The organism is Mycobacterium sp. 1165178.9 (assembly GCF_001673555.1).
In the GTDB taxonomy this organism is placed as follows: Bacteria; Actinomycetota; Actinomycetes; order Mycobacteriales; family Mycobacteriaceae; genus Mycobacterium.
The window spans coordinates 1-11,146 of sequence record NZ_LZMB01000471.1; the positions used below are offsets into that span (position 1 = coordinate 1).

The 11,146-nt window shown below is 66.3% G+C and carries 11 protein-coding genes and 1 pseudogene; 4 read left to right on the top strand and 8 right to left on the bottom strand.

Translation table 11 applies throughout. The features are described 5' to 3' along the window. Positions 1–191, bottom strand: a pseudogene (locus A5652_RS27045) (NAD-dependent malic enzyme); the annotation flags it as partial. Between the two features lie 129 nt (positions 192–320). Continuing rightward, on the bottom strand, positions 321–1,310 hold the full coding sequence (locus tag A5652_RS20240; protein WP_067355646.1) for a malate dehydrogenase: 990 nt from the start codon (positions 1,308–1,310) through the stop codon (positions 321–323). A 189-nt stretch (positions 1,311–1,499) separates the two neighbouring features. Here A5652_RS20240 and corA point away from each other — a divergent pair, with 189 nt between their 5' ends. Continuing rightward, on the top strand, positions 1,500–2,600 hold the full coding sequence (corA, locus tag A5652_RS20245) for a magnesium/cobalt transporter CorA (protein WP_067355682.1): 1,101 nt from the start codon (positions 1,500–1,502) through the stop codon (positions 2,598–2,600). A 6-nt stretch (positions 2,601–2,606) separates the two neighbouring features. Here the strand turns inward: corA and A5652_RS20250 are convergent, their stop codons facing one another. From A5652_RS20250 to A5652_RS20275, 6 genes are all read right to left on the bottom strand, one after another. Then, positions 2,607–3,191: a suppressor of fused domain protein gene (locus tag A5652_RS20250; protein ID WP_067355650.1), complete on the bottom strand. Its 585-nt coding sequence runs from the start codon at positions 3,189–3,191 to the stop codon at positions 2,607–2,609. After that, positions 3,191–4,369 carry an ABC transporter ATP-binding protein gene (locus A5652_RS20255; protein ID WP_067355653.1) on the bottom strand — a complete coding sequence of 393 codons (1,179 nt, stop codon included), beginning with the start codon at positions 4,367–4,369 and terminating at the stop codon, positions 3,191–3,193. Before A5652_RS20255 ends, A5652_RS20250 begins: the two co-directional genes overlap by 1 nt. Before the next feature lie 4 nt (positions 4,370–4,373). After that, positions 4,374–5,213, bottom strand: a complete 840-nt coding sequence (locus A5652_RS20260) for a carbohydrate ABC transporter permease (protein WP_067355657.1) — start codon at positions 5,211–5,213, stop codon at positions 4,374–4,376. Then, positions 5,203–6,138: a carbohydrate ABC transporter permease gene (locus A5652_RS20265; protein WP_369805836.1), complete on the bottom strand. Its 936-nt coding sequence runs from the start codon at positions 6,136–6,138 to the stop codon at positions 5,203–5,205. The genes A5652_RS20260 and A5652_RS20265 overlap by 11 nt, the downstream gene beginning before the upstream one ends. 76 nt (positions 6,139–6,214) lie before the next feature. After that, positions 6,215–7,627 (bottom strand): extracellular solute-binding protein, encoded by a 1,413-nt coding sequence (locus A5652_RS20270; RefSeq protein ID WP_067355665.1) that lies wholly within the window; start codon positions 7,625–7,627, stop codon positions 6,215–6,217. 24 nt (positions 7,628–7,651) lie between these two features. After that, a complete protein-coding gene (locus tag A5652_RS20275; RefSeq protein ID WP_067355668.1) occupies positions 7,652–8,176 on the bottom strand; it encodes a general stress protein in 525 nt (174 codons plus the stop codon). A 236-nt stretch (positions 8,177–8,412) separates the two neighbouring features. On the opposite strand from A5652_RS20275, the gene A5652_RS20280 reads away from it, so the two are divergent. The 3 genes from A5652_RS20280 to A5652_RS20290 all read left to right on the top strand — a co-directional run bounded on the left by A5652_RS20280 (position 8,413) and on the right by A5652_RS20290 (position 10,968). Next, complete coding sequence (locus tag A5652_RS20280) at positions 8,413–9,051, top strand: DUF4190 domain-containing protein (RefSeq protein WP_067355672.1); 639 nt, start codon at positions 8,413–8,415, stop codon at positions 9,049–9,051. Positions 9,052–9,121: 70 nt separating this feature from the next. Further along, positions 9,122–10,429 (top strand): magnesium transporter MgtE N-terminal domain-containing protein, encoded by a 1,308-nt coding sequence (locus tag A5652_RS20285; protein ID WP_067355675.1) that lies wholly within the window; start codon positions 9,122–9,124, stop codon positions 10,427–10,429. Continuing rightward, positions 10,426–10,968: a DUF1003 domain-containing protein gene (locus A5652_RS20290; protein WP_067355679.1), complete on the top strand. Its 543-nt coding sequence runs from the start codon at positions 10,426–10,428 to the stop codon at positions 10,966–10,968. The genes A5652_RS20285 and A5652_RS20290 overlap by 4 nt, the downstream gene beginning before the upstream one ends. Positions 10,969–11,146 lie beyond the last annotated feature (178 nt).

The window sequence follows — 11,146 nt, forward strand, 5'->3', positions numbered from 1 at the left end:
GGGTCGTCGGCGATCGCACGGCTGACCTGTGCCACGCCGGGGGTGTAAGCGATCGACAGAGCGCGCTGAGTGTCCAGCGGGGACGTCAGGCCTACGGAAAGCTTGCCGCCCAGGTGTGCCTCGAAGATCTCCGCGTCGGTGATCACGCCGTTCACGGCTTGCGTCTGTATCGATTCAAGCAACTCGGACACGCGCTTCAGCGTACTGACTACCCATTAGTAGGCCTAATTGGTGAGGTAGGTCTCACCAGTCCGACCCACCCTGGCTCGATCGACGGCGACGACCCGCTTCGCCCGGCTCCGCCGCACTTGCGATCGCCGCTAGATCAGCTTCAGATCGGTGACTGCGCTGCGCTCGTCGACCAGCTCGGCGGTGGTCTTGTCGATGCGGCCGCGGGAGAACTCGTCGATCTCCAGTCCCTGCACGATCGACCAGTTGCCGTCCTTGGTGGTCACCGGGAACGACGACACGATGCCCTCGGGCACGCCGTAGGAGCCGTCGGAGTAGACCGCCATCGACACCCAGTCGCCGTCCGGGCTACCCAACAACCAGGACCGGGCGGCGTCGACGGTGGCCGACGCGGCCGAGGCGGCCGAGGAGGCGCCGCGCGCGTCGATGATCGCCGCGCCGCGCTTGGCGACGGTCGGGATGAAGTCGTTCTCGATCCAGTTCTGGTCGTTGACCACCTCGGCGGCGTTCTTGCCGCCGACCTCGGCGTGGAAGATGTCGGGGTATTGGGTGGCCGAGTGGTTGCCCCAGATGGTCACCTTCTTGATGTCGGTGACCGCGGCGCCGGTCTTCTTGGCCAGCTGCGAGATCGCGCGGTTGTGGTCCAGGCGGGTCAGCGCGGAGAACCGCTCCTTCGGGATGTCGGGGGCGTTGCTCAGCGCGATCAGCGCGTTGGTGTTGGCCGGGTTGCCGGTCACGCCGATGCGGACGTCGTCGGCGGCGACGGAATTGAGCGCCTTGCCCTGCGCGGTGAAGATCGCGCCGTTGGCCTCGAGCAGGTCGCTGCGCTCCATGCCCGGACCGCGCGGCCGCGCCCCGACCAGCAGGGCGAGATTCACACCGTCGAAGATCTTGTTCGCGTCGGCGCCGATCTGGACGCCCGACAGCAACGGGAACGCGCAGTCGTCGAGTTCCATCACGACGCCCTCGAGCGCCTTGAGGGCGGGCTCGATCTCAAGGAGACGCAGCTCGATCGGGCGGTCGGGGCCCAGCAACGAGCCACTCGCCAGGCGGAACAACAGGCTGTAGCCGATCTGGCCGGCGGCGCCGGTGACAGCGACCTTGAGAGGACTTGCGCTCACGTCGATTTACTCCTTGTGGAGAAGTTCGTGCAGGTTCGGGTTTCGGCTCGAAACTAGCGCACTCTCCTCGACCGCCAATCTCCGGTCCACTACCAGGGCTTTCCCGATATCTGATCGTCGCGCTTCGAACAGCCTGGGCGCGTACGATTGACCACCGCCCGGTCGACCCGCGCACGGTGGGAGGTGGATGTGTTCCAAGGATTTGACGCGTTGCCCGAAGCGCTTCGGCCCCTTGCGCACGAACCGCACCCCAAGCCGGACCCCGCGCCCCAACCGCCGAAGGAGACGCTGGTTGACTGCGCGGTCTATGCGGACGGCCACCGGTTGCCCGGCAAGCTCGGCTACGCGGCCGCCCTGGATAAGGTGCGTGAGATCGAAGCGTCGGGGCACGACGGATTCGTGTGGGTCGGTTTGCGCGAACCCAACCAGTCCGAAATGCAGGAAGTGGCCGACGTGTTCGGGCTGCACCCGCTGGCCGTGGAAGACGCGGTATGTGCGCATCAGCGGCCCAAGGTGGAGCGCTACGACGACACGCTGTTCCTGGTCCTCAAGACCGTCAACTACGTGCCCCACGAATCGGTGGTGCTGGCCCGCGAGATTGTCGAGACCGGCGAGATCATGGTCTTCGTCGGCAAGGATTTCGTGGTCACGGTCCGCCACGGCGAACACGGCGGACTGTCCGATGTGCGCAAGCAGATGGACGGCGACCCCGAGCAGATGCGGCTGGGGCCGTACGCGGTGATGCACGCGATCGCCGACCACGTGGTGGACCACTACCTCGAGGTGAGCGGCTTGATGCTGTCCGACATCGACGGCGTCGAGGGGCTGGCGTTCGCGCCGGGCAGCAAGATCGACGTCGAGCCGATCTATCTGCTCAAGCGCGAGGTCGTCGAACTGCGCCGGTGTGTCAATCCGCTGTCGGCCGCGTTCCATCGCATCCAGATGGACAACAAGGACGTGATCTCCAAAGAGGTGCGGCGCTATCTGCGCGACGTCGCCGATCACCACTCGGAGGCCGCCGACCAGATCGCCAGCTACGACGACATGCTCGACTCGCTGATCCAGGCGGCACTGGCCCGGGTGGGGATGCAGCAGAACAACGACATGCGCAAGATGGCAGCCTGGGCCGGTATCTTGGCCGTGCCCACCATGGTCGCCGCCATCTACGGGATGAACTTTCATTTCATGCCCGAGCTGAACTGGACGTGGGGTTACCCGGCGATCATGGCCCTGATGGCCGTCTCCTGCGTGGGCCTGTACTTCCAGTTCCGGCGCAACAACTGGCTCTAGCAGCCGTCACTTAGGCTGTGCGGCAGGGCGTTTCGGATCCAGCACATCGACGCCGTCATTGTCCCACGCTTGACGCATCGCGTCGGCACCCTTGAGCCGCACCCAGGCCGCTTCGGTGGCGGTGATGGGGGTCGCCGACAGGAACTGCACCGGGTCGCGGGGCGGGTCCAGCGGTAGATCGCGAATCCCACTGCGGCCCAACAGGACAGCGGTGAACGGCACGCGCGAGGAAGGGGAGGCCCAAAGCGGCGAGCTCAGATCGATCAGCGCGTCGGCCCCCAGCACCACACCGTCGACGGCCGGCGCCGCCGCCAGGATCGCCAGGCTGCGCGCGATGCCGGTGACCGGACCGGGATCGCGCAACTGCAGCACGATTTCGGCGCGCGGACCGCGCAACGGATCGGCAATGTCGAGCGTCGGTTCGGTCATCGGGTGGCGCGAGCAGCCGAGCGTGACGTAGTGCACCGTCCCGTCCGGCTCGCGAAAACGCAACACCTCGATGGTCTCGGTGCCCAGAAATGTCACGCTGGCCGTATCGGGCTCGGCGTCGGTGAAGTGAGCCTGTAGATGGGCGCGCACCCGATCCAGCATCACGGGGTCGCCGACGGCGCGATGGTCAGGTTTTCGCCGGAATCCGCATCGAAGACGATCAGCTTGGTGGTGTCGAACGCCAGCTCGATCGGTTGTCCGATGGCCGCCTTCGATTCAGCGGGAACCCTTGCCACGAACTGGTTTTCATGGGCGTTCGACTCGGCGGCCAGGTCGTCCAACTGGGCCGAGTGCGCGGCCCATGCCGCGGTGGAGAAGTAGACGTACTTGTCCGCACCCAGCGACTCGACCAAGTCGACCTTCACCTCGAAGGTCAGCGCCCTGATGCGCTGGTAACCGTCGATCAGCCCGGCGTCGGAGAGATGCTCGGGCCGGACGCCGACGATGACGTTCGCGGGTTCCGGATGCCGGCCGATCACCTCTTGGATTTCCGGGGCCAGCATCACCTCGCCAAACGGCAGCTTGAGCCCAACGGGCGTCAGCGTGGCGGGGAAGAAATTCATCGCCGGCGAGCCGATGAAGCCGGCGACGAACAGGTTGGCCGGCTGCTCGTAGAGCTCGTCCGGTGCGCCGATCTGTTGCGCAACACCGGAATGCATCACCACCACGCGGTCGCCCAGTGTCATAGCCTCGGTCTGATCGTGTGTGACGTAGACCGTCGTGGTGCCCAGCCTCTTCTGCAGCCTGGCGATCTCGCCGCGCATCTGGACGCGCAATTTCGCGTCCAGGTTGGACAGCGGCTCGTCCATCAGAAACGCTTTGGGATGGCGCACGATGGCGCGGCCCATCGCCACCCGCTGCCGCTGACCGCCCGACAACTGCGACGGCTTGCGATCCAGAAGATCGGTCAAGTCAAGGGTTTTCGCGGTCTCTTCGACCTTCTGGGCGATCTCGGACTTCTTCAACTTGGCCAGCGTCAATGGAAATGCGATGTTCTGCCGCACCGTCATGTGCGGGTACAGCGCATAGGACTGGAACACCATCGCGATGTCGCGGTCTTTGGGCGCCTTCTCGTTCACCCGTTCGCCACCTATGCGCAGCTCGCCGGACGAGATGTCCTCCAGCCCCGCAATCATGTTCAGCGTCGTGGTCTTGCCGCAGCCGGAAGGGCCCACCAGGATCAGGAATTCGCCGTCGGCGATGGTGAGGTTCAGGTCGTGCACCGCCGTGGCCCCGTCGGGGTAACTCTTGCTGACATGGTCCAGCACGATCTCGGCCATCCCGTTATCCCTTCACAGCGCCAGAGGTCAACCCGGCGACGATTCGTCGTTGGAAGATTAAAACAAAAACGATGATGGGGACCGTGATCACGACGGCGCCGGCCGCGATCGAGCCGGTCGGCTCCTCGAACTGGGAACTGCCGCTGAAGTTCACGATCGCCACCGGTGCGGTGATGGCCGCTTTGGTGGCCGTCAGCGTCAACGCGAGCAGCAGATCGTTCCAAGCGAAGATGAATACCAGGATCGCCGCCGTCACCACGCCGGGCGCCGCCAGCGGCACGATCACCTTGCGGAACGCCTGAGCCGGTGTCGCGCCGTCCATTTTCGCCGCCTTCTCCAGATCCCAAGGGATCTCCCGGAAGAAGGCCGACAGCGTGTAGATCGCCAGCGGCAGCGCGAACGTGATGTACGGCAGGATCAGGCCGGGCCAGGTATCGAACAAGCCGATGAATCGTTCGATGTTGAACAGCGGCGTCACCAGTGAGATCGCGGGAAACATGCTGATCAACAGGGTGGCCCCGACCAGCAGCCGCTTACCCGGAAAGCGCAGCCGGGCAATCGCATACGCCGCCATCGCGCCGAGCACCACCGCGATCCCTGTGGTGATCAACCCGATCCCGACGGAGTTGATCAGCGCCGAGCTGAACAAGTCGCCGCGAAAGATGCCGCGATAGTTGTCCAGTGCTGGCGATGACGGAATCAGCTTGCCGTCCTTGACCGTTGAGCTCGGCTTCAATGACAGGCTGAAGATCCACAGCACCGGAAGGAGCGCATACACCACCACCAGGGTGTCGATGACGGCCCAGATCGCGGTGCGCCGCGCGTCCGCCCCGTTAGCGGCCATCGACGTCACCCCCGGGCGCCGCCGCGCCGAACACCTTGATAAAAAGTAGGGCGATCAGACCGACGCAGAGGAAGATCAGCACGCTGATCGCAGAACCGAGCCCGACGTTGAAGCCCTTGAACAGGTTGTCGTAGCCGAGCATCGACACCGAACCGGTGTTGTTGGCGCCGTTGGTGATCACGTAGATATTGTCAAAGATGCGGAACGCGTCCAGGGTTCGGAACAACAGGGCGACCACGACCGCCGGCTTGATGATCGGCAGCGTGACCGCGGTCAGCCGCCGCCACGCGCCGGCCCCGTCGACTTGGGCGGCGTTCAGCAGATCTTGCGGGACCAGCGCCAGGCCGGCCAGCAACAGCAACGACATGAACGGCGTGGTTTTCCAGACCTCGGCGAGGATGACGATCGCCAGCGACGGGATCTGATCGGTCAGCGGCGCACTGCCGTGCGGCAGCAGGTTCGCCAGATAACCGGTGCCCGGTGTCCACGCGTAATACCAGCTGTACGACGCGACCACGGTGACGATGCCGTACGGAATCAGGACCGCGGTGCGTACCAGGCCTTTGCCGACCAGCGTGCGGTGCATGACCAGCGCCAGCGCCAGGCCCACGACGAACTCCAGGGACACCGAGACCACCGTGATGCCCAGCGTCACCGCCAGCGCGGTCCACCAGTAACGGTCGGTCAGGATCGTCACGTAGTTGTCCAAGCCGACGAACGCGGTGTTGGCGGGGACGGCAAGGTTGTTGCGCTGCAGGCTCAACCAGACGGCGTAGCCGATCGGATACGCCGTCACCGCCAGCATCAGGATTGCCGCCGGTGCGACCAGAAAAAGCGCCAGCCGCTGTTCGGACGGCCGGCCGCGCCATCGTGGCATCGCGGAAGACGTTCGCGCGGTGCCGGTTTCGGGGGCGGTTACTGTCATCGGCGCGGCCGTCCCCCGGGTGGGGGGACCTCCCACTTGTGGGGCCGTGCCCCCGATGCATCGTCGCCGGCGCGCCTCACGGCAGCAAGCCTTTCCCGTCGATCGCCTTCTGCACCTGGGTGCTGAGCTCGTCGGCGGTCCGCTCGGGGTCGATCTGGGTGATCGGGCTCAGCGTCGCGGCAAGCCGGATGGCCACACCCTGGTAGACCGGCGTCGCCGGGCGCACCGCGGCGTCGGTGAGCTGCTGGCGAATGATGGCGTACATCGGGTACTTGCTCTGGAACTGCGGATCGGAATACAACGAGGTGCGTACCGGGGGCAGGCCGCCTTCGATCGAAACGTACTTCTGGTGCTGCAGATTACGCAGGCAGCGAATGGCTTCGAATGCTTCGGCGCGGTGGCGGGTGGTGCTCGCCACCGCCAGGTTCGCCCCGCCGATCGTCACCTTGGCCGGACGACCCGGCGCCACACCGGGATATGGGGCGAAGCCGAAAACCTTCTGGCTGGCTTGGTACGCGATACGGAACTGCTGGTCGTTGGCCACGAATGTTCCGGCGTCGTTGAGGCTGCCGGCCAGCTCCGGATTCCGGTTGAGCGGCAGGAAAGGCACCCCGCCCTTGACTGCGTTCTCCAGCATGGACGCCAGCGCGTACGGCCAGTTGACGGCCAGCGCGGCCCGACCTTGTTCGACCGCCAACCGCGCAGTGCTCTCGTCGGTCCGGCTGATCGACGGATCGGCGCCGGGCGCGACGGCCACCGACTTGAGGATTCGCAGCGCGTTGACGGTAGCCGCCCGGTGCACCGGCGTGTCGGTGAGCGTGACCCGGCGGCCATCCTCGGAGAGCACCTGGCCGCCCCCGCTCACCAGCAGAGTGTTAAACCAGACCACCAGACCTTCGCCCTCGTTGGCCTGCACGCCGATCCAGCTGGGCTGTCCCACATCGTGCAATCTGGTGGCCTCGGACACCATGTCGTCCCAGGTTCGCGGTGGCTGGGACACCAAATCGGGCCGGTACCACAGCAATTCGGTGTTGGTGGTGACGGGCGCTCCGAACAGCTTGCCCTGCCAGCGCGCCGTCGACAGCGGGCCCGGCAACGTGTCCACCGTGGCATCGGCCTCGGCTCGCCCTTCGGGATCGCCGGACAGCGGCACCGCCCAACCGGCCTCAGCGAACTCGGCCGTCCACACCACGTCCAGCGACATCACGTCGAGCGTGCGGTCGTGTCCGGTCAGCCGGCGGGCCAACTGCAAACGCTGCTCGCCGGGGGCACGGGGCAGGCTGATCTGCTGAATCGCGAAGCGGCCATTGAATTGTTTCGTGCAGTCCTGGGCGACGGCCGTGAACGTCGCACCGTCGGCGGCCGTCGTGTAGAAGCTGATGACCAGCCCGTGACTTCCCGAACCGCACGCCGCTACCGCCCCCGCGATGATCGCCGTCGCCAGCGCGATTGCGCCCATCCGGCGCACGCGCCCGCGCCGACTCACCACTAATTCACACCTCTCGCGCGCGCCTCAGATCGCCAAGCGCGCCAACAGGTCTCGCGCCTTCTCTGCGTTCTGTGGATCACAGAGCACGTCGTAACGCCCGGCTACCAACTGCATGGTCGAGCTGAAATCCCTTGTGCCACGGGCCATCGAATAGGGAACAGCGGAGGTGATCAGCCCGAAGAAGACACCGGCGACCAGACCCGTGGCCAGCGCCCCCCACGGGTTCGGGCTGAAGAAGCCCAGCACGAGCCCGATGAACAACCCCAGCCACGCGCCGCTGAGCACGCCGCCGCCGAGCACTTTGGGCCAGGTCAGCCTGCCGGTAACCCGCTCCACCTGCATCAGGTCGACGCCGACAATGGTCACCTGCTGCACCGGGAACTGCTGATCGGACAGGTAGTCGACGGCGCGTTGCGCCTCGGCGTAGGTGGGATAGGAGCCGACCGGCCAACCCCGCGGCGGCGTCGGCAGTCCGGGCGTCCCACGGCGCCCCGCCGCCCCGGCAGGCGTTGCGCCGGGAACCTGCCCAGGCTGGAAAGGATTAGTCATCGCCGTTCATTGTCCTCCGCCTCGGCCGTCGTTTCATCTCGGGCCTTCCCACCCTATCCACCGGGCTTGCGCCACCTGCGAAAACATGCTGTGTCCGGCGGTGCAATGTCCGGTCCGTTACCACGACGAGCCGGGGTTTCGAAGCTGCCAACCCCGAAACAGTCGCGGCATCTTCGGGTGCCCGTCGGCGATTCGCGGCGGCACCCGCCACCTGCGCATGGGCTAGGTTGAACACCATGACAGCTCCCGGGGGCGGCTTCGGCGAGGGTGGCCACAACGACAAGGCCGACTCGCCCGCCGGCGGCGAGTCCGGCGAGCAGCCGGATGTGACCGCACCCTGGCATCCTCCCGCCGCGCCGCAGCCGGCCGAATCGGCGCCACCACCGCTGTACCCCCCGCCAAGCCCCGACGACGCATCCGGTTACCCGCCGCCGCCTTACCCACCGCCCGTTGCTCCCCCACCCGGATACCAGCAGCCACCCGGCTACGGCGCACCGGCCTATCCACCGCCGCCTCCGTCCTATGGCGGTCCGCCCACCTACGGGCCGCCCGCTTATCCGGGCGGCTACTACCCGACGCCGGATTACCAGGGCGGTTACTATCCGACGCCGGATTACCAGGGCGGCTACGGCGCTGCGCCGCCACAGAAGGCCGGGACGAACGCGCTGGCGATCGCCTCGCTCATCTCTTCGTTCACCGGCCTGTTGTGCTGCATCGGGTCGATCGTGGCCATAGTGCTCGGCGCGATCGCCGTGCGACAGATCAAGCGAACGGGTCAGGACGGCTTTGGTTTGGCGGTTGCCGGCATCGTCATCGGAATCGCCACGCTGGGCGTGACTTTGGTGTTCCTGCTCTTCGCGATGCATACGCGTTAGCGCGCTAGGCGCAGCGACGCAGGCCCGGGTTGTCTGCCATCGGACCGGCGGCTGCCTAGGCTCTACTTTCATGGGATCGGTCAACAGGGTGTACATCGCGCGGCTGGCGCGGATGATGGTGCTGGGTCCGCTCGGCGAATCCGTCGGACGAGTGCGTGATGTCGTGATCAGCATCAGCATCGTGCGCCAGCAACCGCGCGTGCTCGGGCTGGTCGTCGACCTCGCGACGCGGCGCAGCATTTTCATCCCGATCTTGCGCGTCGCCTCCATCGAGCCCAACGCCGTGACGCTGAGCACCGGCAACGTGTCGTTGCGTCATTTCGTCCAGCGGCCCGGGGAGGTGCTGGCGATCGGACAGGTGCTCGACACCGTCGTCAAGGTCAACGATCCCGAACTGCCCGAATTGGCCGGCCTCGACGTGGTGGTCACCGACCTGGGCATCGAGCAGACCCGGACGCGGGACTGGATGGTGAGCCGCGTCGCCGTGCGCAGCCAACGCCGGCTGGGCCGGCGGGGCCCGGTCCACGTCGTCGACTGGCACAACGTGCAGGGCCTGACGCCCTCGGCCCTGGCGCTGCCCGGCCAAGGCGTGGCGCAACTGCTGGACCAGTTCGAGGGCCGCAAACCGGTCGACGTGGCCGATGCCATCCGCGGGCTGCCGGCCAAGCGCCGCTACGAGGTGCTCAAGGCGCTCAATGACGACCGGCTGGCCGACATCCTGCAGGAACTGCCCGAAGTGGATCAGGCCGACGTGCTGTCGCAGCTGGGCACCGAGCGATCCGCCGACGTGCTCGAGGAAATGGATCCCGACGACGCCGCCGACCTGCTCGGCGTGCTGAATCCGACCGACGCCGAGATGCTGCTGACCCGCATGGATCCCGGGGATTCGGCCTCGGTGCGCCGGCTGCTCACCCACTCGCCCGACACGGCGGGCGGCTTGATGACCTCGGACCCGGTGGTGCTGACCGCGGACACGGCTGTCGCCGAGGCGCTGGCTCGCGTCCGCGATCCCGACATCAGCACCGCGCTGTCGTCCATGGTGTTCGTGGTGCGTCCGCCCACGGCCACCCCCACCGGGCGCTACCTGGGATGTGTGACGCTGCAGCGACTGCTGCGCGAGGCACCCGGCGAATTGGTCGGCGGGATCCTCGACAGCGACCTGCTCACTTTGACGCCGGAAACACCACTGGTCTCGGTGACCCGCTACCTCGCCGCGTACAACCTGGTGTGCGGGCCCGTGGTCGATGACCAGAACCATCTATTAGGGGCCGTCACCGTCGACGACCTGCTCGATCACCTGCTGCCGCACGATTGGCGGGTGGATATGCAGGAACTCGACACCGCCGGCCGGCTCGAAGGACTGGGAGGATCCGCGTGAGCAAGTCCACGGCTCCACGGGGGCTCTACACGCCTCGGACGTCGCGCAGGTATTCGCCGCGGCTGGATCCCGATACCGTCGGGCAGTTCACCGAGTCGATCGCACGCTTCTTCGGCACAGGGCGCTATCTACTGCTGCAGACGATCGTGGTCTTCGTGTGGATCGCGCTCAATCTGTTCGCGGTCGGACTTCGCTGGGACCCCTATCCGTTCATCTTGCTGAACCTGGCCTTCTCCACGCAGGCCGCCTACGCGGCGCCCCTCATCCTGCTGGCGCAGAACCGGCAGGAGAATCGCGACCGCGTCGCCCTTGAAGACGACCGGCGCCGTGCGTCGCAAACCAAGGCCGACACCGAGTACCTGGCCCGCGAACTAGCCGCGGTGCGGCTGGCCGTCGGCGAGGTGGTGACGCGTGAGTACCTGCGCCACGAGCTCGACGACCTGCGCGAGATACTGGCCAAATTGCAGCCGGAAACCGCAGCTGGCGACCATGTTTTGGGCGGCGACGCCCTCGAGCGAACGGCTAAGAAATCCAGGTGAGAACCGATTCGACCGTCCTAGATGTGTGAGCTGGGTCCACTTTCTGTTAGCTCGGTGAACCAGATCACCATACATAACTCTTGTGACACGAGTGGCGCAATGGTCGAATCGGTTCTCACCTGGATTTCTTAGCCGTTCGCTCGAGGGCGTCGCCGCCCAAAACATGGTCGCCTGCCGC

Coding starts and splice junctions, on each gene's coding strand:
- A5652_RS20265 (WP_369805836.1), bottom strand. CDS start 6,138: ATGACAGTAACCGCCCCCGAAACCGGCACCGCGCGAACGTCTTCCGCG.
- A5652_RS20275 (WP_067355668.1), bottom strand. CDS start 8,176: ATGACTAATCCTTTCCAGCCTGGGCAGGTTCCCGGCGCAACGCCTGCC.
- A5652_RS20250 (WP_067355650.1), bottom strand. CDS start 3,191: ATGCTGGATCGGGTGCGCGCCCATCTACAGGCTCACTTCACCGACGCC.
- A5652_RS20255 (WP_067355653.1), bottom strand. CDS start 4,369: ATGGCCGAGATCGTGCTGGACCATGTCAGCAAGAGTTACCCCGACGGG.
- A5652_RS20280 (WP_067355672.1), top strand. CDS start 8,413: ATGACAGCTCCCGGGGGCGGCTTCGGCGAGGGTGGCCACAACGACAAG.
- A5652_RS20260 (WP_067355657.1), bottom strand. CDS start 5,213: ATGGCCGCTAACGGGGCGGACGCGCGGCGCACCGCGATCTGGGCCGTC.
- A5652_RS20285 (WP_067355675.1), top strand. CDS start 9,122: ATGGGATCGGTCAACAGGGTGTACATCGCGCGGCTGGCGCGGATGATG.